The 24,781-nt window shown below is 67.0% G+C and carries 18 protein-coding genes and 1 pseudogene; 6 read left to right on the top strand and 13 right to left on the bottom strand.

The genetic code is table 11. The annotated features are described in order from the left end of the window. Positions 1-21: 21 nt before the first annotated feature. The 4 genes from ABID77_RS15785 to ABID77_RS15770 form a co-directional block, all read right to left on the bottom strand. On the bottom strand, positions 22-231 hold the full coding sequence (locus ABID77_RS15785) for a dodecin (RefSeq protein WP_429597811.1): 210 nt from the start codon (positions 229-231) through the stop codon (positions 22-24). A 127-nt stretch (positions 232-358) separates the two neighbouring features. Further along, complete coding sequence (locus ABID77_RS15780) at positions 359-1,294, bottom strand: alpha/beta fold hydrolase (protein ID WP_429597809.1); 936 nt, start codon at positions 1,292-1,294, stop codon at positions 359-361. 119 nt (positions 1,295-1,413) lie between these two features. Further along, entirely contained in the window at positions 1,414-2,223 is an 810-nt protein-coding gene (locus ABID77_RS15775) for a DUF5672 family protein (protein ID WP_429597807.1), read from the bottom strand. A 132-nt stretch (positions 2,224-2,355) separates the two neighbouring features. Then, a complete protein-coding gene (locus ABID77_RS15770; RefSeq protein ID WP_429597805.1) occupies positions 2,356-3,660 on the bottom strand; it encodes an MFS transporter in 1,305 nt (434 codons plus the stop codon). Between the two features lie 145 nt (positions 3,661-3,805). On the opposite strand from ABID77_RS15770, the gene argE reads away from it, so the two are divergent. Further along, on the top strand, positions 3,806-4,963 hold the full coding sequence (gene argE / locus ABID77_RS15765; protein ID WP_429597803.1) for an acetylornithine deacetylase: 1,158 nt from the start codon (positions 3,806-3,808) through the stop codon (positions 4,961-4,963). A gap of 384 nt (positions 4,964-5,347) precedes the next feature. Here argE and ABID77_RS15760 read toward each other — a convergent pair whose 3' ends face one another. The 4 genes from ABID77_RS15760 to ABID77_RS15745 all read right to left on the bottom strand — a co-directional run bounded on the left by ABID77_RS15760 (position 5,348) and on the right by ABID77_RS15745 (position 13,119). Beyond that, a complete protein-coding gene (locus tag ABID77_RS15760; protein WP_429597801.1) occupies positions 5,348-8,485 on the bottom strand; it encodes an AAA family ATPase in 3,138 nt (1,045 codons plus the stop codon). A gap of 1 nt (position 8,486) precedes the next feature. Continuing rightward, entirely contained in the window at positions 8,487-10,178 is a 1,692-nt protein-coding gene (locus ABID77_RS15755) for a hypothetical protein (protein WP_429597799.1), read from the bottom strand. Between the two features lie 393 nt (positions 10,179-10,571). Then, a complete protein-coding gene (locus ABID77_RS15750) occupies positions 10,572-11,636 on the bottom strand; it encodes an alpha/beta hydrolase (protein WP_429597797.1) in 1,065 nt (354 codons plus the stop codon). 232 nt (positions 11,637-11,868) lie between these two features. Further along, positions 11,869-13,119 (bottom strand): flavin-dependent oxidoreductase, encoded by a 1,251-nt coding sequence (locus ABID77_RS15745; RefSeq protein WP_429597795.1) that lies wholly within the window; start codon positions 13,117-13,119, stop codon positions 11,869-11,871. A gap of 195 nt (positions 13,120-13,314) precedes the next feature. On the opposite strand from ABID77_RS15745, the gene ABID77_RS15740 reads away from it, so the two are divergent. From ABID77_RS15740 to ABID77_RS15730, 3 genes are all read left to right on the top strand, one after another. Continuing rightward, on the top strand, positions 13,315-13,806 hold the full coding sequence (locus ABID77_RS15740; protein ID WP_429597793.1) for a DUF3237 domain-containing protein: 492 nt from the start codon (positions 13,315-13,317) through the stop codon (positions 13,804-13,806). A gap of 229 nt (positions 13,807-14,035) precedes the next feature. Continuing rightward, positions 14,036-14,851: a helix-turn-helix transcriptional regulator gene (locus tag ABID77_RS15735; RefSeq protein ID WP_429597791.1), complete on the top strand. Its 816-nt coding sequence runs from the start codon at positions 14,036-14,038 to the stop codon at positions 14,849-14,851. A gap of 16 nt (positions 14,852-14,867) precedes the next feature. Then, positions 14,868-15,881, top strand: a complete 1,014-nt coding sequence (locus ABID77_RS15730) for a Bug family tripartite tricarboxylate transporter substrate binding protein (protein ID WP_429597789.1) — start codon at positions 14,868-14,870, stop codon at positions 15,879-15,881. A gap of 109 nt (positions 15,882-15,990) precedes the next feature. Here ABID77_RS15730 and ABID77_RS15725 read toward each other — a convergent pair whose 3' ends face one another. Then, on the bottom strand, positions 15,991-16,974 hold the full coding sequence (locus ABID77_RS15725) for a Bug family tripartite tricarboxylate transporter substrate binding protein (RefSeq protein ID WP_429597787.1): 984 nt from the start codon (positions 16,972-16,974) through the stop codon (positions 15,991-15,993). Positions 16,975-17,189: 215 nt separating this feature from the next. Between ABID77_RS15725 and ABID77_RS15720 the strand changes: the two genes are divergently transcribed. After that, complete coding sequence (locus tag ABID77_RS15720) at positions 17,190-18,857, top strand: tannase/feruloyl esterase family alpha/beta hydrolase (protein ID WP_429597785.1); 1,668 nt, start codon at positions 17,190-17,192, stop codon at positions 18,855-18,857. Between the two features lie 294 nt (positions 18,858-19,151). Next, a pseudogene (locus ABID77_RS15715) lies at positions 19,152-20,489 on the top strand (sensor histidine kinase); the annotation flags it as partial. Here the strand turns inward: ABID77_RS15715 and ABID77_RS15710 are convergent. The 4 genes from ABID77_RS15710 to ABID77_RS15695 form a co-directional block, all read right to left on the bottom strand. Then, on the bottom strand, positions 20,478-21,668 hold the full coding sequence (locus tag ABID77_RS15710; RefSeq protein ID WP_429597783.1) for an ornithine cyclodeaminase: 1,191 nt from the start codon (positions 21,666-21,668) through the stop codon (positions 20,478-20,480). The pseudogene ABID77_RS15715 and the gene ABID77_RS15710 sit on opposite strands and share 12 nt — an antisense overlap. Positions 21,669-21,733: 65 nt before the next feature. Further along, complete coding sequence (locus ABID77_RS15705; RefSeq protein WP_429597781.1) at positions 21,734-22,660, bottom strand: carbohydrate kinase family protein; 927 nt, start codon at positions 22,658-22,660, stop codon at positions 21,734-21,736. 55 nt (positions 22,661-22,715) lie between these two features. Beyond that, complete coding sequence (locus ABID77_RS15700; RefSeq protein ID WP_429597897.1) at positions 22,716-23,633, bottom strand: ABC transporter substrate-binding protein; 918 nt, start codon at positions 23,631-23,633, stop codon at positions 22,716-22,718. An 80-nt stretch (positions 23,634-23,713) separates the two neighbouring features. Then, positions 23,714-24,670 carry an ABC transporter permease subunit gene (locus ABID77_RS15695; protein ID WP_429597895.1) on the bottom strand — a complete coding sequence of 319 codons (957 nt, stop codon included), beginning with the start codon at positions 24,668-24,670 and terminating at the stop codon, positions 23,714-23,716. Positions 24,671-24,781: the final 111 nt, after the last annotated feature.

The following is a 24,781-nucleotide window of genomic DNA, read 5'->3' as shown; positions in this document are numbered from 1 at the left end:
CGGGCCGGGGACGGCGCCGGCTCAGTCCTCCAGCGTGAAGCCGGCCTTGATCGTCACCTGCCAATGCGCCACCTTGCCGTCCTCGACGTGGCCGCGCGTCTCGACCACCTCGAACCAGTGGATGTTGCGCACCGACTCGCTGGCCTTGGTGAGGGCGGTCTGGACGGCCTCCTCGATGCTGGTGGGCGACGAACCGGTGAGTTCGAGCAGCTTGTAGACGTGGTGGGACATGGCGGTTCTCCTTCTGCGCGAGCGCACGGTGTGGAATGGACGGGATGCCATTTCATTGTGCGCGGCGGCCCGGCCCGCACGGTGACGGACGGGGCCGCCTGATCGGCGCCGGACGGCGCCGCCCGGTTCAGTCCAGCGGCCGGTCCAGGAAGGGCAGGACGCGCGCGAGCAGGGCGTCGGGTGCCTCCTCGGCGACGTAGTGGCCGCAGGGCAGCGCCTCGCCTTCCACCGATTCGGCCACCCGGCGCCATTCGTCGAGCGGGCGGAAGCAACGATGCACCACGCCCTGCTCGCCCCACAGCGCCAGCAGCGGCACCTGCAGTCCACGGCCGGCGTCGCGGTCGGCCCGGTCGTGGTCGAGGTCGATGCCGGCGGCGGCGCGGTAGTCCTCGCAGACGCCGTGCGCGGCGCCCGGCAGGGCCAGGCAGCGCACGTACTCGGCCAGCGCGCGCGGGTCGAAGGGCGCGAGGCCGGCGCTGCGCCGGCCCATCACGTCGCGCAGGTAGGCGGCGGGATCGGCCTCGATCAGGCGTTCGGGCAAGGGTGCCGGCTGGATCAGGAAGAACCAGTGCCAGTAGGCGCGCGCGAAGGCCTCGGTGGTCTGCTCGTACATCGCCAGCGTCGGCGCGATGTCCAGCAGCACCAGGCGCCGCACGGCCTGCGCATGATCGAGCGCCAGCCGGTGCGCCACGCGCGCGCCGCGGTCGTGCGCCAGCACGTCGAAGCGCGCGAAGCCCAGGTGGCGCATCAGCGCGACCTGATCGGCGGCCATGGTGCGCTTCGAATAGTTGGCGTGATCGTCGGCGCCGGCCGGCTTGGCGGAGTCGCCGTAGCCGCGCAGGTCGGCCGCCACCAGCGTGAAGCGCCGGGCCAGGGCGGGCGCCACCTTGTGCCAGATCGCGTGCGTCTGCGGATGGCCGTGCAGCAGCAGCAGGGGCGGGCCGTTGCCGCCGACCACCGCCGCGATGCGGACGTCGTCGCCGACGTCGACGAGGTGACGGGAGAAGCCGGGGAACAGGGCCGCGTCGCCGGTGGGCGCGTCGGTCGGCGAAGGAAGGGTCATGGGCGTGGCGTGAGATCGGATGGAGTCGGACGCCCATCGTAGCGACGACCTACGGAGGCGTGCCGGGTCGCGGTCGGACCGTCACGCCTCCGGGCCCCGGTCATCGCCGCGCCGCACCCTCAGATCAGATGGCCGAAGCGCCGGATCACCGGCTTCCAGTAGTCCGGCTGGAACTGGATCCAGCCGTGGATGCCGAAGGGCATGCTCTCCTGCGCGCGGGCGGCGAAGGGCAGCTTGGCTTCGTCGTAGTCGACGTACTCGGCGCCGAAGCGCGCGGCCTCCGCGCGCGGCGCCAGCTTGAAGCTGCGCGAGAGTCGGGGCAGGTGCCGGATGACGAAGATGTCCTCCAGGAAGCCGCGCCCGCGCACGCGCGCCAGCGTCCGGTAGAACTGCACGTAGCGGTGGAAGCGCCGCGTCAGGCGATGGAAGGCGGCGATGCGTTTCAAGGCGAAGCCGCCGTTGGCGAAGTACTCGGTGCGCTGGATGCCGGCGACCTTGCGCAGCATGCCGTTGACCAGCTTCTTGCGCGGCGACACCGGCAGGCCGCTCTCCCAGCCCTTGTCGTAGATCACCGAGCCGATGTAGTCGTAACCGCGCTCGCACCAGGCTTCCAGGTCGTCCCGGAAGACGAAGGCGTCGAGGTGGCAGATCAGCATGTACTCGTAGGCCAGGAAGCGTTCGTAGAACGCGGGGCTGAGCATCATCCGGCTGAATTCGCGGTGGCCCTGCCATTCGAAGCGCTCGAAGCGGATCTCGGCCTTGCCACGGCAGAAGGACTCGTACCAGCGGGTGTCCAGTCCGACCGGCACCACGAAGGTGATGACGTGCTTCTTGAGCACTTCGAGGGTCTGCGCGAGGGAGATCTTGCCCAGGGCCGTCGGCTCCGGCAGGTGCGTCGGCACGACGACGGTGACCAGCTTCTTTTCCAAGATGAGCCCTTCTTCGACGGAGTTGTATGGTTTGGCGACGAATCTAACCTAGTAATGCAAAAGTTGACATAGGGGTGTGCTATGGAGCGATCCGTCGCCCGGGATGGAAAGGGCGACGGTGTGCAGTCCGTCTCACTGGATCGAGCTTTCGTGCGTCCGGTCGCGGATGAAGCAGGCCGCCACCAGGCCCACCGCCACGCCGAACATCACGTAGTAGGCCGGCGCCATCGGCGAGCCGGTGGCGCGGATCAGCCAGGTGACGATGAACTGCGCGAAGCCGCCGAAGATCATCACGGCGATGTTGTAGGCCAGGGACATGCCCAGCGAGCGCACGTTGGCCGGGAACAACTCGGCGATGACGGTGCTGAAGACGCCGAAGTAGACCGACACGAAGACGCAGATCGACAGCTGCGCCACCAGCAGCCGGATGATCGAGGGCTCGGACGTCAGCCACGCGTAGGCCGGGTACAGCACCAGCAGGTAGCCGATCAGCGAGCCGATCATCAGCGGCCGGCGGCCCACGCGGTCGGACCACGCGCCCCACAGCGGCATCAGCACGATCATGAAGGCGGCGCTGGCCATCTGCACCAGGAAGGTGTCGCGCAGCGGCAGCTTGAGCGTGACGGTGGAGAACGTCGTGAGGTAGGTGAAGGTGATGTAGATCGACACCGTGAGCGTGACCACCAGGCCCATGCCCACCAGCGTCTCGCGCATGTGGTTGCGCAGCATCTCGCCGAGCGTGGCCTGGCGCACCGTGCCGGCGGCCTGCGCCGCCTTCATCTGCTTGAAGGCCTCCGGCTCGTCGACGTGGCGGCGGATGTAGATCGCCACCGGCACGATCAGCAGGCCGAACGCGAAGGGCAGGCGCCAGGCCCAGGCCATGATCTGCGCCTGCGTGAAGATCTCGGTGATCAGCGTGCCGGCGGCGGCGCCCAGCAGCAGGGCGATCATCTGGCCGGTCATCTGCCAGGAGCCGTAGAAGCCGCGCTTGCCCGGCGGCGCCATCTCGATGAGCAGCGCGGTCGAGGTGCCGAACTCGCCGCCGGCGGCGAAGCCCTGCAGCAGCCGCGCCAGCACGATGAACAGCGGCGCGGCGATGCCCACGGCCGCGTAGGTGGGGGCCAGCGTGATCAGCGCGATCGCCACCGCCATCAGTCCGGTGACCATCACCATCGCCGCCTTGCGGCCCTTCCGGTCGCCGTAGAGGCCCAGCACGATGCCGCCCACCGGCCGCATGAAGAAGCCGACGCCGAAGACGGCGGTGGTCAGCAGGATCTGGTTGATGTTGTTGTCGGGGTCGGCCGGGTTGCTGGGGAAGAACAGCTTGGCCACGATGGGCGTCATGAAGGCGAAGGCCAGGAAGTCGTACCACTCCAGCGCGTTGCCGATGACGGCCGCGAGGATGTTCTTCTTGGGGGCGGCGTTGGTTGTTTGCATTGATCTCGCTCGGATGGGAAAGGTCGCACGGGCACGGGGTGCGCATGCAAGAGCGGGGCCATCATGCCCGCGCGCCCGGAATGCCGGGGCGCGCCTCTGCGACATCGGACGCGGCCTACACTGGACCGCTTTGGACGGCCCGCCCATGAACACCCGCCAATGGCTCGAGCACCTGGTCGCCTTCGACACCACCAGCCGCAATTCCAACCTCGACCTGATCGAGTCCGTGCGCGAAGGCCTGGCCGGCCACGGCGTGAAGTCGGACGTGATCGCCTCGCCCGACGGCCGCAAGGCCAACCTGTTCGCGACGCTGCCCGGCACCGACGGCCAGACCGAGGGCGGCATCATCCTGTCGGGCCACACCGACGTCGTGCCGGTCGACGGCCAGGACTGGTCGAGCGACCCGTTCCGCATCGACGAGCGCGACGGCAGGCTGTATGCGCGCGGCTCGGCCGACATGAAGGGTTTCATCGCCACGTCGCTCGCGCTGGTGCCCGAGTTCCTGGCCATGCCGCGCAAGAAGCCGATCCACTTGGCGTTCTCGTACGACGAGGAAGTCGGCTGCGTCGGTGCCCCGGTGATGCTGGCCGAACTCAAGCGGCGCGGCCTGCGCGCCGACGGCTGCGTGGTCGGCGAACCCACCGGCATGCGAGTGGTGGTGGCGCACAAGGGCATCAACCTGTTCCGCTGCCGCGTGCACGGCAAGGCGGCGCATTCGTCCCTCACGCCGCAGGGCTGCAACGCCATCGAGTACGCGGCCCGGCTGATCTGCCGCATCCGCGACATCGCCGACCACTACCGCGCCACCGGCCCGTACGACGAGTTCTTCGACGTGCCCTTCACCACATTGACCACCAACCAGATCCAGGGCGGCATCGCGGTCAACACCATCCCCGAGCTGTGCGAGTTCCAGTACGAGTTCCGCAACCTGCCGGGCATGTCGGTCGACGCCATCCGCGACCAGGTGGAGCAGTACGTGCGCGACGACCTGCTGCCGAGGATGCGCAAGGAGTTTGCCGACGCGGACATCGACATCACCAACACCGCCGCCGCGCCGGGCATGGAGACGGCCGAGCAGGAAGCCATCATCCAATTAGTGCGCGCGCTGACGGACGACCGGGAGACGCGGAAGGTTGCCTATGGCACCGAGGGCGGGCTGTTCCAGCAGGCGGGCATTCCTACGGTGATCTGCGGGCCGGGGCACATCGAGCATGCGCACAAGCCGGATGAGTTCGTGGCGGTGGATCAGTTGGTGGCTTGCGAGGGGTTTTTGAGGAAGGTGGGGGGGTCGCTGGGGGAGTGAAGGGTGACCGAGGTTGGGCGCTTCTATGGAATATGGCTACTGAAAAACAGGGGAAACATTTGCGCCTTTCGTGCTGCTATCAGCTTCGGGCCGACTTTTCATGATGGACTTTTGACAACTGCTTCGGACTGATTGCAGAAGTTCACCAGCGACTGCTTAGATGGCGCATCATTGATGTGCAAATGGGCTCTGATGATCACGAGAAGGGATTGTGGCAGCGACAAGACCCGATTTTTCGGTCTTTGCATCGCGGATGCAGATCGCCGGTGCCGGACGTCTTTAGCGCACGGCCACGGTACCTCAGATAGCACCACCAGAATATTTTTGATGTCTGACTGGAAGCGCATTGGTTCGCGTCGAGTCAATGCACCGGAACACTGGGCTTCAGCCTGCCGGAGCTTCCTTATCAACCTGTGGGTTGCGTACCAGACTGATTGTCTTAAAAGACTCTCCCAGAAAGCTGAACTTTTTTGAGAATAAAGATGCTACTCGAGTGTCCGCCGTCGCAAAAAAGATTTGACGACCCGAGTTCACGGCAAGGTCGCGTAGGTAGTCCAGGAACGACAAAGAATTAAGGTCGTCGACGTGCGCAATTGGGTCGTCGATTAGCAAAACTGGTGGCGCTGACGCGGCCGTGCGATTCCTGGCGAGGAATAATGACAAAGCGAATGCCGATCGCTGCCCGGTGCTGACCTGTTGCAGCGTGCGGGCATCATGTCCATCTGCGGTCCGCAGAAGAACGTCGGGGCTGCCGACGTACTCGTATTCTCGCGGCGAATGGATGCGTGAGAACACTTCATTGATCTGGTCGCCGATGGCGTCAAGCGCTTCCCGCGTAGCGCTTTCTAACGAAGCGTTCTCAATGAGGTCGTCCAAGACCTTGCCCGCCTCAAGCAGCGCCTTTTCCTCGTTGCGATACTTTCTGAGACTGAACTTCAAATCCTGAATCTTTTCTGGCAAGTCCCGCTGCTCGGCCGAGCCTTGCGAATCGCTGCGTAACGCTTCATCGGCTTGCTTGAAAGCGGAGGCCACAGCAGTAATGTGTGCTTGGACTTCAATGAGCGGAACATTGTCACCGACATCAAGGTAGGAACGAAGTCCAAAGACATTGCCCATCACGGAAAGGAACTCATCTTGGAGAGCCACGAGCGATGCGAATGTGCTGATGACTGCTACACGTGTGACCCAGCCTTCGAGGTCGACCGCCTGAGCCAAACTCATTATGGAACTGGTGAGAGCATCGATGTTGCGGTGGCACTCAACAAGCGCAATTCGGTTCGCTTCCACCGACTCCGACTGACGATCGCGTTCCGCAGATGCAATCTCGGCAGTCAAATCGTCCGACTCAACTTCAAACAGCCCAGAAATTCGACCCCACACCAAGTCAGCCTCGTCGCTTGCGAAACCTTCACTACGCAGGTTCTGCCCTTCTTTGATGACGTGCTGGAGTTCTTGCCGCGCTTGGTTCAACCGCTCGCGCAGCGCAAAAAATTCTTCAATAGCTTCATTGGGCGTGGTCCCCTTCAACTGCAACTGCGCCGCATACGTCTGACAGAGCTCAACCGCACTCGCCACCCGCCGTGCTTCGTTCACCTCGTCTTCCGCAATGCGCAGCGACTCTGCAAGAGCCTTCACCTCCTGGGTGGTCTCCGGCCCAGAAGTGAGTTCCTCGATAAGATGCAGCAATGCGCCGTTGGCGTGCACCGTGCGGCAGACTGGGCACATGTCCGGATTCTCCGACGACCTGAGTGCGTCTGTCGCCGCATTTTTCAGCCTCGCTGCCACAGTAGCGCGTGCCGACGCGGCTCTTCCGTGAAGGTCCAGGGCCTGCTGAGCGCGCGTAAACCTCACTTTGGCGGCAGTGGCCGCTTCGGCCGCAACCTGCATTGCGTTTTGCAGTTGAAGAAGCGCGTACTGCTGCGGTACCTGCGGCAGATCACCGGTGACAAAGCCTCCAAGACGCATGGCCAGTTGCTTCGAGAACTCGTGGGCCGACTTGTATCTCCGGCGCACGTCATGAAAACCAGCGGACTCATAGGCAACCCAGCGGTCCAGGTTTCTGATGCTAGCCTCTAGTTCTTCAATCTTCGAGACTAGTCGCTTCCCTTCCCTAACGTGCCCTTCCCGCTGCGCCTCCGCCTGCTTTGCGTTGCTGACCGCAGCTTCCAGTTGCACCGAGCGCTGCTCGATATCCTTGATGGTTCGCGCCGCGCTTCCCTGGGAGACCAGGGCTTGCACGTGAGCCAGCGCGGCAAGAAGTTCCTGACCTTCCCTGGGCGTCGGTACGCTGGCTTCAATTGACCGCTTCCAACCAAGGCCGGCCAGCGCAACTCGATAGGCGTCGGTCATTGTTTTCGCCGTGGACGGCTTGTCCTGCAACTCTTTCAGCCGCCGTTCCAAAACTGTCAACTCCGTCTGCAGGTCATCGGCGCGGCGCTGCGCTTTGTCCCAGGCCTTGTCTATGTCGACGCGAATTTTCTGAAAGTAGTCGAACGTCGTAGCAGCAGACGAGCCGACTAACAACTGGCTCATCTCAGCAGTGATGTCTTCTGGCTTCAAGTTGCCGGACAAGCGATACGAGGCATCGGTGTCGAGAAAGTTGTAAAGAGAGAACCTGTCAACGACGTCGGCAACGCTGTGCTCCTTGCGGTTGTACCAGGCGAGATTTCGCGCCTTGATACGCGGCCCTTCTTCAGTGGATAAAAGCTCGACAGTGCTATCACCCGTGCCAAGCAATAGCTTGCCTTTGAGTCGAACCGGCCCGACGGCTGCACTTCTCCGGTTGTCCCCGCAGTAGAAATATTCGATGGCCTCGAGCAAAGACGTCTTCCCGCTCCCGTTTGCGCCCACGAGCAGCGTGACGTCACCAAAGTCAAAGCTCTTGCCGTTGTGTATTTGCCGGAACGACGCAATGTTCAAGCTCCGCAGCTTTGACGTGGCCAGCGGCACGTCTGCAGAATTCAGGTCCTTGGCCCGCTGCTTTGCAGTCGACGCCCCGCCTGCTGCGCGCTGCGCAATCTTTTCCACCGCGGCGGTGCGTGGGGTAGGAGCGTCGAGCAACAGATCGAGTCCGCCTGCCGAAAGTCGCTGCCGCCAATCCGTCAGCACGTCATAGGTGCTTCCATGCTCCGCAGCTTTGAAAAGCTTCGGCTCTCCCAGCAGGGACTCAAGGTCATCCTGAGAGATGACGCGCTTGCGCGCGTAGTCCTTGTCGGCCTCGATCGCAGACTTGGCCGCAGCGAAGAGAGGATTTGCCTTGGAGTTGGGGCCAGCGACGAAGTAAAGGTACGTGTTCCAGCGCAGGTCACTAGGCGTGTTGAAGAAGTCGTCAGCGAGGATGCGTTCCTGGAAGTCGCGTAGGTGCAGCGAGCGCTCTACCACGTCATCAGCGAAGTCCACGTAAGCAACGGCGTAGGTTTTCTCGCCGAGCTTCTTCTCGCCGCGCACGACGGAATCGTCAACATCATGAAGCCCTGCGAGGAGACGATTCAGCGATTCGCGGGCAGCTTGCATCTCAGGCATGTCACTGCTCTCCTGTGATGGACGCCATGCTGCTTCCATCGTAAGTAAATTGAATCTGCTGCTTGATGTCGAAGAACTTCGTGTCCCCAGCGAACGTGCGATAGCAGATCGCGACGCGGGTCTCATTGCCCTTATTCTCTCGTCGCAGAAGTTCGAACGCGTTTTCGCTAATCTGCTTGACTACATCCAGCGGCGGGTTCGTGCCGAGGTAGGCGACCAGGGCTGGACGAGCAGCGGCCTTGGTCACGTTGGTGTTGGGCGATTTGGGGGACCAGCTGATAGAGGCTCCGACGCCAGCAAGGTCCTTGATTTGCGGTGGCAATTTCGCAGTCTGAAGGATGTGTCCCAAGACCGTAACGCGGCTGATGCGCCTTCGACGTTCCTCGGTGGCTGCGACATCCCTGTCGAGCTCAAGAGTGGTGCGACCTACGACTTCGGTATCTGAGATGCGGCAAACGTCCAGGTTGTCCACGCGGTGCCACTGCTCCTTCATGGTGTAAGGACCGCATGAAAGGGAGATGGCTCGTTCGATGTACAGCCGGTCCTTGATGTCTGTCAGGTTTTGGAACGCTGCGGTGACTTCCGGGCTCGCATTGATGACTGCGCTCCACCCAGTCTCCGGGCAGATTGTGCTCTCCAACCATGTTCCTGCTTCGGCGTTCCAGGTGAACCGCGTATCAAGTTGCGGACCGATGAGCACGTCGTGGACCGCTGCGCCATCTTGTAGGACCTTGGGCACTGTCAGCGCAAAAGTGGCCTCGTCATAGTGGAAGTGCAGGACATGCCGCTTTTTCTCATGCCGTGTGTAGTACAGGCCCTTGGCCTCGTTGTTGGCAACCTCGTCATCCTTCACAGAGCAGCGTCGTTCTGGCAAGTACCAAGCTGAGCCGCTCTCGTTCTTCCACTCATGCGGCGCACGGTCAGGCGAGTCGTATTGGACGACGTTATGAGCCCAGTTCAGGCAGATGATGTCGCAATCAGTTGTGACCGGACTGCGTCGGAAGACCTCATTCCGGTATCGGCGGTAGTCGGTTTGCTTGGGCTTGGGGTTCAGCTGGATGTGGATGAGGACGGTTCTGTCCGACAACTGCCTGATAGCATCAGCGTCCTCCCCAAGGTCCAGCGCATCAGAGCAGATGATTGTTGAAAGCTTGATGTAGCCATCCTTACCCTGGAACCGGTAGATGGCTCGGCCACAGCGCAATTGCTTGTTCTCAAAGCCGTGGTCATCGCGTGAGGGCGCCGTTTTGAACTGGAACAAGACTACCCGTTTGAAGTTCTTGTCGGCGTCTCGGGTCATGAAGAAGTAGGCGACAGGGTCGAAGTAGTTGCCCTGAACTGCTGGAGCGAGGTCCTCTTCGTAGATGACGTCGCAATGTCCGGCGCAGTCCTCCTTGAAGCTGGCAAGCCGTGCGGGCGTCATGCTCTCGCACCCAAGCACCCAAAGGGCGCCCTCAGCGGGGAACGACCCGCCCTGCGCCGCCTTGGCCAGGGAACTAACCGGAAGGAAGTACTCTGGGGTAACAACGAGTTGGTCGCCGCGTTGTGCAGCCAGCGTTAGGAACGCGTCCGCCTGGGCGGCCGCGCTTGCCAGATTTAGAGGGCCAATTCGCTGTGTATCTGCGTAGATCGGACCCGAGGGCTGAAGAAGAAGCGCGCGGTAGCTCTGATGCGTGGCCTGGAGCAGCACCACGTCGGGAGCCTCTAGACCTCGCGATGCAAGAACATCTTCAACATCTCTGATAAAAACAGGCGAAGCCACTTGTAATCCTTTGGCGTTATCCGCCCTTTTCCTCGAGTGGATGGTAGCAATTTGTTGCCGACACGTGCAGTCCTAAGGGCGTCCAGACGCCATTTTCGACCTTGCAGCCTGCTAAGTGTTTACGAGCGACTGCATTTTCTATGGGCGAAGCTGCCGCTCGCGGTCCAGCTCCAACGTTGAATGACAGCTTTAGGTAGTTGAGTTGGGCAAGTCGATGGACCGCAATCGCTGCAAAGCAGCCTTTCAACATCAGCGCCTTCTGCCAAACATCCTTGCACATATCAAATAAATGGTTATTGCTTTATCGACCTTAAAGAACAATCCTCACTTCTTCAAATGCGCATTCATGAACGTCCCAATCTCGCTGAATGCTTCCCGCACTTCCGGAATCCGGTCGTCCCTCCCGTACTGCGCATGCGACTGCCCTTCATACACCTGCAGAAACGAATCAATACCGAGATTGCGCAGCTTGCGATGCACACGCACCGTATTGCTCAACAGCAGATCACGCGTCCCTGAAGTCAGGATCGTCGGCGGAAAGCCGCTCATGTCGCCGTAGATCGGCGAGATCAGCGGGTCCTTCAGATCGTGCCCATTGGCGTAGAAGGCGGCGGCCGCGTCGCAGAAGCCTTCGGTCGATACCAGCACGTTGTCGAGCATGGCATTGGTCTGGAAGGTGTCGCCCGTCTTGGTGCTGTCCGACATGGGCGTGCCGGAGGCGATCGCGCCCGGCAGGGGGATGCCCAATTGCTTGGCGCGCAGGCCCATTTCAAGCACCAGTGCGCCGCCAGCCGAAGTGCCGATGAGGCCCACGCGTTGGGGATTGGTCTTGGCGATCACCGCCTTGTAGACGGCCATCGAATCGTCGAGCGCGGCGGGGAAGTACGCCTCGGGTGGCATGCGGTAGTCGACCGCGATGACACGGTAGCCACCGATGGCGGCGATCAGCATCGCTTCCGGCAACGCCGCCTCCGCCGGATTCAGCACGTAGCAGCCGCCATGGATCTGCACCAGCACGCGATCGCGGTTCTGGGGCAGGATCCGCTCCGGCGTGACCGTGTAGACCTTCACGCCGGCCATCGTGCCGGGCTCGACACGCACCTTCAGCCGCTCGCGCATGGCCTGGACGTTGGGCAGGGCGTTCACCCGCGTGCTCTCCGCCAGCTGCTTCCATCCCTCCGCCGTCGTCGGTGGCGTGTTCCAGCCCGAGCGCAGGGGCTGCGCGATGATCTGCTGCATCGCCGGACTCACGGTATCGGGCACCGGAATCGTCTTCGCGGGCACTTCCCTCGGCGCGAGCGGAGCGGGCTGTGCCAGGAGGGAAGCGGTGGTGGTCAGCAGGGAGAGGGCGACGAACGCGCTGCTCAGGCGGTGCGATTGGAATGGCATGTCGTTCCGTCTTTGGTATTTCGATCCAGCCGACGTTTCCGTCGAGCCATCTCCGGTCGGAGTCGGATCGGTTTATCAAATCAGATTAACGTTTGCCATCGCTTCGACCTGCGGGGAATTACCCTCGGCCGACGCGATTGCGCGTGGACATCGGGTTCGAAGCGATCACGTCTCCGACGCGCGAAGCAGCGCGGCGAGCGCGCGGATCGCCCTGTTCGGCGCGGCTCGTACGTCACACCGTCCGCAACCGCTCCACGTCGAACCCCGCCACCCGCTTGTACCGCGCCGCGATCTCCTCCAGCTCCGCGCGCGGAATCACCTCCTCGACGCTCCCGGCGAACCCCTCCGGCGCCCGCTCCTCCGCCACCTGCATCACCTGCTCCGGCCCGTTCAGCCGATTGCGCAGCACGATCCCCGTCGTCTTCGGCAACCGGTCCGCCTCGTACTCCAGCAACGCATGCTCGATCGAGCTCAGCCGCTTCTGCTGCAGCAGCCCGAAGCACTCCGCGAAATACGCCGCGTCGACGATCGCCTGCGCGCTACCGTTGGAGCCGATCGGGTACATCGCGTGGGCGGCGTCGCCCATCAGCGTGACGCGGCCGAAGGTCCACTTGGGCAGGGTGTCGCGGTCGACCAGCGGGAATTCGTAGACCGCCGTGGCGCCCTCGATCACGGCCGGGATATCGATCCAGTCCCAGTTCCAATCGGCGAAGGCGCCGGAGAAGACGGACTTGTCGACCTTCTTGTTCCAGTCGGTGCGCGGCGGCGTGTCGCCCGGCACGCGCAATTCGGCGATCCAGTTGATGCGCGACCTGCCTTCGCGGCGCAAGGGCTCGGAGATCGGGTAGCAGACGAACTTCTGGTCCTGATGGCCGGCCATGAACATGGTGCGGCCGTCGAGGAAGGGCGTGGTCTCGGTCACGCCGCGCCAGAGCATGCGGCCGGCGAAGCGGGTGGGGGCGTCGTCCGGGTAGAGCGCCTTGCGCACCGCCGAGTGGATGCCGTCGGCGCCGACCAGCACGTCGCCGCGCGCCTCGACCGTGCTGCCGTCCTCGCGCCGCAATGTCACGGTGACGCCGCCGGCGTCCTGCGTGAAGCCGGCGAAGGAGTGGCCGAGGCGGATGGCGTCGGCGCCCAAGCGCTCCACGGCCGTCTGGTAGAGCAGCACCTGGAACTCGCCCCGGTGCACCGAGAACTGCGGCACCGGATAGCCCGCCGCCAGCCCGCGCGGCTCGCTCCACACCGGCTGGCCGAACTTGTTGAAGTACTGCAGCGACGAGGTCTCGATGGCCTTCTCGGCGACCGCGTCGCGCAGGCCGATCGACTCCAGCACCGCCACCGCGTGCGGCAGCAGGTTGATGCCCACGCCCAGCGGACGGATCTCGCGCGAGGTCTCGAACACCTCGACCTCGATGCCCATGCGCTGCAGCTTCAAAGCCAGCACCAGTCCGGCGATGCCGGCGCCTGCGATCAATACCTTCATGCGAGTCGTCTCCTGCTGTGATCCTGAAAACCGAGTGTGACGCGGCGAGGCCCGCGCCGTGTCATCCCAGAGGTGGACAGGGCGCGGCGGCCCCGGTCGCTGTCATCCTCTCGGCGGACGTGGGGCGGCGCCCGGGCGCCTTATCGTGGGCGTCCCGACTTTTCTCTCCCAGGCGCCCGCGCCCATTCTCCCGCCATGAACGACCGAGCCGATCCCGACGCCTTCTCCCTTCCCGCGCCCGCGCTGGTGCCGATGACGCGGATCGTCTGCGAGGTCGGCGCGCTGGTGACATTGGGCATGGCGCCGCGCGGCGAGCGGCGCTACGTGCCGCTGGGCGGCGGCACGGTGCAGGGGCAGGAGCTCAACGGCAGCTTGGTCGAAGGCGGCGTCGACTGGCAGCTCAACCGCGCCGACGGCGTGCTGGAGATCGAGGCCCACTACGTGCTGCGGCTGGACGACGACGCGCTGGTCGAGGTCCACAGCAGCGGCCTGCGCCACGGCCCGGCGGAGGTGATGGCGCGGCTCGGGCGCGGCGAGGCGGTGCCCGGCGACGCCTACTTCTTCCGCACGCTGATCCGCTTCACCACCGGCGCCGAGCGCTGGTCGCACCTGAACGCCACCATGGCCATCGCCCGGGGCACGCGCGAGGCGAGCCGCGTGCTGCTCGACGTCTACCGCCTCACCTGAGGAAGGTACGAATCAACCTTCTGCGCGTCCCGATCTCGCGCCTGCGGTCCTCGCCGTACGGGCGTACGGCTGCGGTCCTCGACGCGACCTCGGGCCTGCTCGACAACGGTCGCTTCGCACCTTCCACGCCGCCCCGGTGGCAGGGTAAGCGCTAGCCGTGGCGTCGCGGCATGCGACTTAAGCTCGCGTCGCGCGTGCCTGCGCGCGCTTCCGCCGGAGACACACGCACATGAATTCCTGGGGCCTGGAGCCCGCCGACCGCGTCGGCCCGCACGCGGCCATGGCCGGCGTCGTCGACGCCATGGGACGCGAGCACTTCGCCACCCGCGCGCTCGCCAGCCTGTCGCCCGTGCTGGGCATCGGCTCCTGGGCGGTCTACCGCCTGTGGCGCGACCGCCCGCCGGTGATGCACCTGTCGGCCAGCCACGGCGTGGCCGACACCACCGGCGAATGCTTCTCCATCTACCGCGACCGCCAGCTGTACCTGCGCGATTCGAGCTTCGAGGCGGTGCGGCGCGACGGCGTCGACGGCCGCGCCGTGATGCTGCAGATGCGCGCCGACGAGGCCCCCAACGCCGAGCACCGCGACGCCATCTACCGCCGCCACGGCATGGTCGAGCGCGTCTCGGTCGCCCGCGCCGAGCCCGACGGCTCGCTGCTGGCGGTCAACGCCTACCGCCACGACCCGGCGTGCGGCGCGGGCGGCGACCTGGCCGGGCGTTTCGGCGAGATCGCCGCGACGCTCATCGCCGCCGTGGCGCGGCACGTCGAATGGACCTGTCCGCCGGCCCCGCCGCCGGGTCCGCGCGAGGCCCTGCGCGCGCGCTGCCCGGCCCTGACCGACCGCGAACTCGACGTGCTCGAGCGCCTGCTCCAGGGCATCACCTACGACGGCATCGCCGCCGACATGGGCCTGGGCGTGTGCACCGTCAAGACCTACCGCGCCCGCGCCTTCGAGCGGCTGGACATCCATTTCAAGAGCGAGCTGTTCGCGCTGTTCGTGCCGCCGCCGCCGGGGCCGTCGCGGCGGGTCCTGCCGGCCTGAGCGGGAGAGGGGTGAGATGGAACATGCCTTCGCACGGACCGCGTCGATCGCCTCGACGTCCCGGCGCCTCTGGCTGGGCGCCGCCTTGGGCGCTGCGGCGGGCATCGCGCTGCCCGCGCGGGCGCAGACACGCAACCCGACGATCCGCATCGTCGTGCCGTTCGCCCCCGGCGGCGGCAACGACGCCTTCGCGCGCCAGATGGCCGACGGCCTCAACCGGACGTTCGGGAAGAACATCGTGGTGGAGAACAGACCGGGTGCCGGCGGCAACCTGGGCACCGAGGCGGTCCTGCGGGCCCCGGCCGACGGCGGCACCTGGCTGCTGGGCCACACCGGCACGGTGTCGATCAATCCGGTGCTCTACAAGGACCTGAAATTCAATGCCGCGACGGACCTGCAGCCGGTCGCCATGTTCGCGTCGTCGGCCCTGCTGCTGGTCGTGCCGGCGACCTCGCCGATCCATGACGTCGGCCAGCTCGCGGAAGCGCTGCGTCGGTCCGGCGGCACGTTGAACTACGCCTCCAGCGGCGCCGGCACGGGCGGACATCTGACCGGCGAGATGTTCATCCACATGCTGGGCGTCAAGGCGACCCACGTGCCGTACAAGGGCACGGCGCCGTCGCTCACCGACCTGGCCGGCGGGCAGGTGGATTTCAGCTTCAGCGTGATCCCGGCCGCGCTGGCACTGGTCAAGGCGGGCAAGTTGCGGGCCTTGGCCGTCACCAGCGCGAAACGCCTGTCGCTGCTGCCCGAGATCCCGACGGTGGCGGAATCGCGCATCGCGGGCCTGACCGGCTTCGAGAGCTCGCTGACCTACGGCATCCTGGTGCCGAAGGGCGTCCCGGCAGCGGAGGTCGGGAAGTTCGGCACCCAGATCCTGCAGGTGGCCGCGACACCGGCGTTCCAGTCGAAACTGGGCATCGAGGGCGCCGAACCCCTGTTGGGCGACGCCGCCGCGTATGCGCTCAGGATCAGGCGGGAAAGCGAAAAATGGGGCGCCGTCGTGAGGACTTCCGGCGCGACGGCCTGAGGACCCGCGAAAGCGCTCGGGTCGACGGGGCCGAGGTGCGGCAGGACCTCGGGCGCGCTGGCGGGTCGGGTGGAGCGGTCCGGCCGTCGCTGCGCCCGGGAGCGGTCGGTCAATCGGCCTTGAAGCCGGTCGCCTTCACCACGCCGGCCCAGCGCGTGGCCTCGCTCTTCACCATGCGCTCGCTGTCGGCGCGGCCCGTGCCGGCCAGGGTGAAGCCGGCTTCCTGCAGCACGCGCCGCACCTCGGGCGCCTGCAGGCTGGCGACCGCCGCCTGACCGAGCGCGTCGAGCGCGGCGGCGGGCGTGCCGGCCGGCGCCATGAGCGCGAACCAGGCGGAGAAGTCGACCTTGGGGAAGCCGGCCTCGGCCATGGTCGCCACCTCGGGCAGCAGGGCCGAGCGCGCCGCGCCGGTGGTGGCCAGGGCGCGCAGCTTGCCGCCCTTGATCTGCGGCGCCGCCAGCGCGGTGGTCACGAAGGCGGCCTGCACGTCGCCGGCCACCAGCGCCGTGATGGCGTCGCCGGTGGCGCGGTAGTGCACCGGCTCGATCTTCAGGCCGGCCTCGCTGGCGAACACCTCGGCGCCGAAATGCCCCGGCGTGCCGGCGCCGAAGGTGCCGAAGTTCACGCGCTCGCCCTTGGCCTGCGCCCCGGCGACGAGTTCCTTGACGCTGCGGTAGGGCGAGTTCGGTGGCACCACCAGGATGAAGTCCGAGCGCACCAGCTCCGACACCGCCACCAGCTCGCGCGCCGGGTCGTAGGAGAGCTTGGTGTACGACGCCGGGGCGATGCTGATCGAGCCGACCTCGCCCAGCAGCAGCGTGTAGCCGTCCGGCGCGGCCTTGGCCACGGCCTGCGCGCCGATCTGCCCGCCGGCGCCGGCGCGGTTGTCCACCACCACCGGCTGTTTGAGCAATTCGCCGAGCTTCAGGCCCACGGTGCGGGCGACCACGTCCGGCCCGGTGCCGGCCGGGAAGCCGACGATCAGCCGCACCTGGCGGTCCGGATAGGCGCCCGACTGGGCGAGCGCCGCCAGCGGCAGGGCCGCCGTGGCGGCGGAAGCGAGGGTGAGGGCGAGCAGGTTACGGCGCAGCATCGGTGATGTCTCCACGGGCGGGTCGGGACCTCGCGGGTCCGGGGTTTTTCGAATGCGTCCGAGTCTGCGTCACCGGGCCGTGTCGGGTGTCATCCCAGAGGACGACACCGGGGCACGAGACGGCGCACGAGCGCGCTGTCATCTTCTCGGATGACCGGCGCCGCGGAACTCGCGCCGTAACGTGCGCCGACAACGAACATCCGGAGACGCAACCCATGACCTTCCCCACATTCCGATCCTCCGCCGCCGCCCTGGCCGCGGCCGCGCTGTGCGCCTGCGGCGGCGGTGGCGACGACGCGCCGCGTCCGGCGCCGCTGCCGACCACCTCCAGCCTCGTGGGCGAGTGCGAGGCGCTCGCCGGCGCGCGGCTCGCGGACACCACGCTGACCAGCGCGACGGTGGCGCAGGGCACCGTCATCAACGGCGTCACGTTGCCGGCGCACTGCGTGGTGCAGGGCCGCATGAACCCGCGCACCGGCGTCGACGGCAAGGCCTACTACACCGGCTTCGAGCTGCGCCTGCCCAAGACCTGGAACGGGCGCTTCGCCTTCCAGGGCGGTGGCGGCAACGACGGCGTGGTGCGTCTCGCGATCGGCGCGCTGGCCGGCAACGACGCCTCGTCGGCGGCGCTGCAGACCAGCGCCCTGGCCAAGGGCTACGCGGTCGTCACCACCGACGCCGGGCACCAGGTGACCGACGCCAGCTTCGGCCTCGACCCGCAGGCGCGCATCGACCACGCCTACGCCGCCTACGACCGCGTGACCGTGGCGGCCAAGGACCTGATCGGCCGGGCCTACGGGCGTGGGCCGGACCGCTCGTACTTCGTCGGCTGCTCCGGCGGCGGCCGGCAGGCGCTGCTGTTCCCGCAGCGCTTCCCGGCGTACTTCGACGGCGTGGCAGCCAACGCGCCGGCCATCAAGGTCGCCAAGGAAGCCTCGGTGGCGTCGACCTGGAGCGTGCGCACGTACGACGCCATCGCGCCGGTGGACGCCGCCAGCGGCCGGCGCATCCTCAGCCGCGCCTTGTCCAGCCAGGACCTGACGCTGGTCTCGGACGCCATCGTCCGGCAATGCGACGCGCAGGACGGCGCCGCCGACGGCATCGTCGGCGTCAACCCGTCGGCCTGCGTCTTCGACCCCGCCGTGCTGCAGTGCACCGGCGCGAAGACCGACGCCTGCCTGTCGGCCGACCAGGTCGGCGCGCTGAAGCGGGACTTCGCCGGTCCGAAGGACTCGGCCGGCCGGTCGCTCTACGCCAGCTGGCCGTGGGACGCCGGCATCAAGGGCGCCGACTGGCGCAACTGGCGCCTGGGCACCTCCACCACGGCGACGCCCAACGCGCGCAACTACACGCTCATCGCCACCGACGCGATGCTCAAGGAGTTCTTCACGCCGCCCGCGCCGACCTTCGACATCACCACCTTCAACTTCGACACCGACCCGGCCCGCATGGACGCCTACGCGGCGAGCTACAACACCACCTCGACCGACGTCGGCGCCTTCCGGCAGCGCGGCGGCAAGATGCTGATCGTCCACGGCACCAGCGACCCGATCTTCTCGGCCAACGACTCGATCGACTACGTCCAGAAACTCGCGGCGGCCAACGGCGGCGACGCCGCGACGCGGGATTTCGCGCGGCTGTTCCTGGTGCCGGGCATGAACCACTGCTCGGCCTCGGGGGGGCCGTCGACCGACGTGTACGACGCCCTGACGCCGCTGGCCGACTGGGTGGAGAAGGGCGTCGCGCCCGACCGCATCGTCGCCCGCGCCGGCGCGACGGCGCCCTGGCCCGGCCGCACCCGGCCGCTGTGCCCGTACCCGCAGGTCGCGACGTACAACGGCAGCGGCAGTTTGGAGGACGCGGCGAGCTTCAGCTGCCGCTGAAGGAAGGGATCGAGTCGGCGGGTCGCCGCATCGGCGATCCGGTGGAAACCCTTATCGATCACGGGGCCGAAATGCGCCAAATGAACGTTGGGACACATTTTTTTGCAAGGATGGCGGTTGGTGAACCGCTGCGTCGTTCGGCGCATTGACAATCCTTCCAGGTCGGGCGACGCCCCGGCACCCATCCTTCATTTTTTCGTGCGATTCCGCCTTTCATCGAACAGACGGCACTTCGGCTTCTTCGGACTGCAGCCGCGTTTCACCTCGGACTCCGCGCTGCAGCCCATCGACGCCATGACCCACGGTGTCCGGGCGATCCGGACGTCGGCGCCGGAGGCGGGTCCCGACGCCGTCGCGACGCCGCCGGCACCGGCGGCTGCATCGGTGCCGTCCCCTTCCCGCGAGCGCGAGCGGGCGATCCAGACCGGCCTGCTGACGATCTTCCTGCGTGGCAGCCGTTTCCGCCAGAACGTCGGCGGCGCGCTGATGACGATCTTCGTGATCTGCTGCTGGGGCCACGCCGCCGCCCCGGCGCTGCTGGCGTGGCTGCTCACCGGACTGTCGATCATCGCGGTGCGCCAGCGCGCGGAGGTGCGCTATCTGCGCAGCGGAGCGTTCGACGACGACGCGGCGCAGGCGGGTTTCGTGCGCACCATGCGGCCGATCTACGGCGCGCACGGCGCGCTCTGGGGCTTCTCGCTGGTCTTCAGCTTCGACCGCATCCCGGTCTACAACCAGCTCGGTTGCTGGCTGGTGCTGGCCTGCGCCGCCTCCGCGCCGCTGACCAGCGTGGCCCTGGTGCCGCGCCTGCAGCGGATCTACACCAACACCCTGTTCGCCATCGTCGTCGGCGTCGTCCTGGTGATGACGGCGACGCGCGAGGCGGCCACCGAGGTGCCGCACTACCTGCTGCTGGGCATCTCGGTCTTCTACTGGTGGCTGCTGGGCCACTACGGTCTGGGCATCCACCAGAACCAGACGGAGCAGTCCGGCCTGCAGTACGACATCCAGCAGAAGGAGCACGAGGCCCGCGCCGCCGTCGAGACCAAGGACCGCTTCCTGGCCGCCGCCGCGCACGACATGCGCCAGCCGGTCATGGCGCTGTCGCTCTACGCCGAGCACCTGATCGCCTACCCCGAGATGCAGGCGGAACTCGCGCCCAAGATCGCCACCGCCACCCAGGCGGTCAAGCACATGTTCGAGTCGCTGTTCGACCTCGCCAACCTCGACAGCGGCCAAGTGATCCTGCAGGTGGAGAAGGTGCGCACCGCCGAGCTGCTCGACAGCCTGGGGGTCCAGTTCGGCCCGCTGGCCGCCGCCCGGGGCATCGAGCTGCGCGTGCGCGGCGTCGCCACCGTGATCCGCAGCGACTCGGTGCGGCTGCAGCGCATGATCGGCAACGTGGTGGGCAACGCCATCAAGTACAGCCCGCCGGGCCGGAAGATCCTGCTGGCCGCCCGCCGCCACGACGGCGGCGTGCGCGTGCAGGTCTGGGACCAGGGCCTGGGCATCCCGGCGCAGGACATCGACCGCATCTTCCAGGAGTTCTATCGCGTCGACCGCCCCGACGCGCCGGCGGTCGACGGCATGGGGCTGGGCCTGTCGATCGTCGCGCGCCTGTCAAAGGTGCTCAACGCCCGCATCCAGGTGCGCTCGACGGTGGGCCGGGGCACCTGCTTCACCATCGACCTGGGCGACGTCGACGACGGCGACGCGGCCAAGCACACCACCTCGCTGGACGTCGGCTGAGGCGGGGGGAACGGTCCGGACGGTCGCGGCGCCGCCGCCGCCGCCATCGCCGCGGGTGTGGCGGAACAGGTCCTTCGGGTCCCCGGCCGCCGGCACCAGGTCGATCGTCGTGCCCAGGTCGCGCCGCTCGGCCTGCGCCCGCACGTAGCGCAGGGTCGAATAGTCCTCCAGCGCGAAGCCGACCGAGTCGAACACCGTGACCTGCCGCGCGTCCTGCCGCCCGGGCACGGTGCCGGCGAGCACGCGCCAGAGGTCGACCACCGGAAAATCGGCCGGCAGCTGCTGGATGTCGCCCTCGATGCGGGTCTGCGGCTCGTACTCGACGACCACGCGGGCACCGCGCAGCACGTCGGCGTGCAGTTCGGTCTTGCCGGGGCAGTCGCCGCCCACGGCGTTGACGTGCATGCCCGGCTCGATCATCTCCGGCGTGAGGATGGTGGCGTAGGCCTTGTCGGCCGTCACGGTGGTGACGATGTCGGCGCCGCGCACGGCCTCGGCGGTCGAGCCGCAGCGCACGACGCGCAGGGCGCTCCAGGGCGCGAGGTTGCGCACCAGCCGGTCGGTGGCCGACGGGTCGACGTCGTACACCGCGATCTCGTCGATGCCCCGATGAAGGTGGAAGGCCAGCGCCTGGAACTCGCTCTGCGCGCCGTTGCCGATGAGCGCCATGCGGCGCGCGTCGGGCCGCGCCAGCGCGCGCGCGGCCACCAGCGAGGTCGCGCAGGTGCGCAGCGCGGTGGCGACGGTGAGTTCGGACAGCAGCACCGGATAGCCGGTCCCGACCTCGGCCAGCACGCCGAAGGCCATCACCGTGCCGAGACCGCGCGCGGTGTTGCGCGGATGGCCGTTGACGTACTTGAAGGCGTAGGTGTCGGGGCCGGCGACGGGCATCAGCTCGATGACGCCGCCCTCGGAATGGCTGGCGGTGCGCGCCGACTTGTCGAAGTCGTCCCAGCGCAGGAAGTCGGCGTGGATGGCATCGGCGAGCTCGCCGATGAAGGTGCGCAGGCCGATCGATTCGATCAGCCGCGACATGGTCGGTACGTCGACGAAGCGGGTCATGGCGGGTCCTCCGTGTGCGAGGCCCATTGTGACCCCCACCCACGACGCCCGCGCGCCGCGCGGGGTCAGTCCAGCTCGCCCCGACGTGGCATGTCGGCGCCGCGGCGCGAGCAGGTGATCGACGCCGCGCGCGCGGCGAAGCGCAGCATGGCCTCGAGCCGGGCGGCGTCGAGCGCGGCGACGGCGGCGGCCGTCAGCAGGTCGTGCTCGTCGAGCCAGGTCAGGAACGCGGCCTGGAAGGTGTCGCCCGCGCCCACGGTGTCGACCACCTCGGTGCGCGGCGACGGCGCGGTGACGCTGGTCGTGCGCGTCCAGGCGGTGGCGCCGTGCGGGCCGCGCGTCACGATGACCAGCGCGGCGCCCTGGTCGAGCCAGCGCGCGGCCACGGCCTCGGGCGTCTCGTTCGGGTAGAGCAGGTCCAGGTCCTCGTCGCTCGTCTTGAGCACGTGGGCGAACTGGACCATGTATTCGACGACGCCGCGCCAGTGCGCGATGTCGGGTTCGACGTTCAGGCGCACGTTCAGGTCGTACGCCACGAGCCGACGGTCGCGTTCGCGGGCGGCCAGGGCGCGCAGGGCGCTGCCCACCGGCTCGACCGCGAGCGCGTAGGAGCCGAACTGCAGGGCGCGCGTGGCCTCGGGCAGCGCCGGCAGGGTCTCGTTGGTGATCTGCCGGTCGGCCGCGCCGTCGCCGTGGAAGGCATAGCGCGGCACGCCCAGCGCGTCGACCAGCACCATGCTGATGGTGCTGGGCGCGTCGTTGCGCAGCACCAGCGAGGTGTCGACGCCCTCGGCGGCGAGGGACTCCATCAGGCGCTCGCCGATGGCGTCGCTCGACAGTCCGGTGAGGAAGGCCACCGGCCGTCCGAGCCGGGCCAGTCCCTGCGCCACGTTGAGCGGCGAGCCGCCGATGCGCGCATCGAGCGTCAGGCCGGTGGGCGTCCGCGCGCCCGTGTAGACATCCATCAGTGCTTCACCGCAGACCACGAACATGGCCGTCCTCCCTGGGTTGTGTATGAACGATTCGACGAGGGGGTCCGGGCGGCGCTCAGCGCGGCGACGACCAGCCCTTGTAGTCCTTGACGTTGTCGCGCGTGATCAGCGTCGAGGGCAGCAGCGTCATCGGGTTGGCCGGCTTCTTGCCGTTGATGATGTCCTGGCCGAGCTCGACCGCCTTCTGCGCGATGGCGTAGGGGTCCTGGCTGGCGGAAGCCTGCACCTGGGTGTCGCCCTTGAGCGCGGTCTCGATGTCCGGCGCGCCGTCGACCGAGGTGATGACGATGCCCTTGCGCTTGAGCTGGCGCGCGGCGAGGTCGATGCCCACGGCCTGCGGGTCGTTGATGGCGAACACGGCGTCGATCTTGGGGAAGCGCGTGAGGTGGTTCTGCATCACGTTCAGGCCGCCTTCGCGCGAGCCCTTGCCGTCCTGGTCGTCCGACAGCACCTTGATGTCCGGGCTCTTCTTGAGCACCGACTTGCAGCCGTTGACGCGGTCGATCACGGCCGAGACCTGCGGGCCGTTCTGGATGATGACGTTGCCCTTGCCGCCGATCTTGTCGACGATGAACTGGCAGGCGATCTCGCCGGCCTGCACGTTGTTGGTCTGCACGGTCGCGTCGGCGCCGTTGGCCGCCACGTCCACGCCCACCACCACGATGCCGGCCTTCTTGGCCTTCACCAGCGCCGGCTCGATGGCCTTGGCGTCGACGGCGTTGACCAGGATCAGGTCGGTGCCGGCGGCGATGAAGCCGTCGATCTGCGAGAACTGCTTGTTGAGTTCGTAGTCGGCCGACAGCATGGTGACCTTGGCCGACGGGTTGAGCTGCTTGACCTTGGCTTCGGCGCCCTTGGCCAGCGAGACGAAGAAGGGATTGCCCAGCGAGCCGAGCGTGATGCCGACGTTCTTGATCGGCTTGTTCTGCGCCTGCACGGCGGGGGCCGCGATGGCGGCGGCGATCACGGTCAGGGCGAGGATGGTTTTGCGCACGGAAAGTCTCCTAGTGAAACGGGAACGGAAATGAAGAAGAGGAAAGGAACGAAGGGGGCTCAGGTCCTGGCCGAGCCGCGGCGGCGGTAGCTGTCGAGCGCCACGGCGCCGATGATCACCAGGCCCTTGACGATGTACTGCCAGATGTCGGAGACGCCCATCAGGATCAGGCCGTTGGTCAGCACCGCGATGATCAGCGCGCCGATCAGCGTGCCCAGGATGGAGCCGGTGCCGCCGACGAAGCTGGTGCCGCCGAGGATGACCGCCGCGATGGCGTCGAGTTCGTAGGAGGCGCCCAGCTGCAGGCCGTTGGCCGACTGGAGGCGGGCCGAGGCCATCACGCCGCCCAGGCCCGAGAGCAGGCCCGAGGTGCAGTAGACGAACAGCAGCACCGCCCAGACCTTGATGCCGGCCAGGCGCGCCGCCTCGGGGTTGCCGCCGACGGAGTAGATGTTCAGGCCCAGCACCGTGCGGCGCAGGATGAACCACGACAGCGCCACCACCACGAAGGCGATGATCACCAGCGACGGGACGCCCAGCACCTCGCCGTCGCCCATGAAGGCGAAGGGCAGGTTGGGATTGGAGATGGTGGCGTCGTTGCCGATCAGCCGCGCGATGCCGCGCACCGCCGTGAGCGAGCCCAACGTGACGATGAACGAGGGCAGCTTCACGAAGGCGATCAGCACGCCGTTGATGAGGCCGAAGAGCAGGCCGCAGGCCAGGCCCGCGACGATGCCCAGCATGCCGAACTCGGGGATGTTCGACACCAGCATCGCCACCACGGCCGAGGCCGCCAGGATCGAGCCTACCGACAGGTCGATGCCGCCGGTCAGGATGACGAAGGTCATGCCCGCGGCCAGCACGATGTTGATCGAGGCCTGCTGCGTCATGATGGAGAAGTTCTGCACGCTCAGGAAGCTCTCGGTGCCCACGGCGAAGCCGATGCACAGCAGCACCAGCACCGGCAGCATGCCCAGCGCGCGGATGAAGTCCTTGCCGGTGGAGGCGCTGCTCATGCGCGGTTCGGGCGGCGGGCTCGAGGGCGTGGTGGCGGCTTCCACCCCGGTCAGGGCGTTGGAGGTGTGTTCGGTCATGGGGGTCTCCGGTGGTGTCTTCGATGTCGTTGG

This window comes from Variovorax sp. PvP013 (assembly GCF_050435945.1).
Classification (GTDB): domain Bacteria; phylum Pseudomonadota; class Gammaproteobacteria; order Burkholderiales; family Burkholderiaceae_C; genus Variovorax.
This window is presented reverse-complemented; position numbering and strand designations above follow the sequence as displayed.

Excerpts from the sequence above, each read along its gene's own strand:
- ABID77_RS15785 (WP_429597811.1), bottom strand. The coding sequence starts at position 231 with ATGTCCCACCACGTCTACAAGCTGCTCGAACTCACCGGTTCGTCGCCC.
- ABID77_RS15780 (WP_429597809.1), bottom strand. The coding sequence starts at position 1,294 with ATGACCCTTCCTTCGCCGACCGACGCGCCCACCGGCGACGCGGCCCTG.
- ABID77_RS15770 (WP_429597805.1), bottom strand. The coding sequence starts at position 3,660 with ATGCAAACAACCAACGCCGCCCCCAAGAAGAACATCCTCGCGGCCGTC.
- argE (WP_429597803.1), top strand. The coding sequence starts at position 3,806 with ATGAACACCCGCCAATGGCTCGAGCACCTGGTCGCCTTCGACACCACC.
- ABID77_RS15760 (WP_429597801.1), bottom strand. The coding sequence starts at position 8,485 with ATGCCTGAGATGCAAGCTGCCCGCGAATCGCTGAATCGTCTCCTCGCA.
- ABID77_RS15750 (WP_429597797.1), bottom strand. The coding sequence starts at position 11,636 with ATGCCATTCCAATCGCACCGCCTGAGCAGCGCGTTCGTCGCCCTCTCC.
- ABID77_RS15745 (WP_429597795.1), bottom strand. The coding sequence starts at position 13,119 with ATGAAGGTATTGATCGCAGGCGCCGGCATCGCCGGACTGGTGCTGGCT.
- ABID77_RS15740 (WP_429597793.1), top strand. The coding sequence starts at position 13,315 with ATGAACGACCGAGCCGATCCCGACGCCTTCTCCCTTCCCGCGCCCGCG.
- ABID77_RS15735 (WP_429597791.1), top strand. The coding sequence starts at position 14,036 with ATGAATTCCTGGGGCCTGGAGCCCGCCGACCGCGTCGGCCCGCACGCG.
- ABID77_RS15730 (WP_429597789.1), top strand. The coding sequence starts at position 14,868 with ATGGAACATGCCTTCGCACGGACCGCGTCGATCGCCTCGACGTCCCGG.
- ABID77_RS15725 (WP_429597787.1), bottom strand. The coding sequence starts at position 16,974 with ATGCTGCGCCGTAACCTGCTCGCCCTCACCCTCGCTTCCGCCGCCACG.
- ABID77_RS15720 (WP_429597785.1), top strand. The coding sequence starts at position 17,190 with ATGACCTTCCCCACATTCCGATCCTCCGCCGCCGCCCTGGCCGCGGCC.
- ABID77_RS15710 (WP_429597783.1), bottom strand. The coding sequence starts at position 21,668 with ATGACCCGCTTCGTCGACGTACCGACCATGTCGCGGCTGATCGAATCG.
- ABID77_RS15705 (WP_429597781.1), bottom strand. The coding sequence starts at position 22,660 with ATGTTCGTGGTCTGCGGTGAAGCACTGATGGATGTCTACACGGGCGCG.
- ABID77_RS15695 (WP_429597895.1), bottom strand. The coding sequence starts at position 24,670 with ATGAGCAGCGCCTCCACCGGCAAGGACTTCATCCGCGCGCTGGGCATG.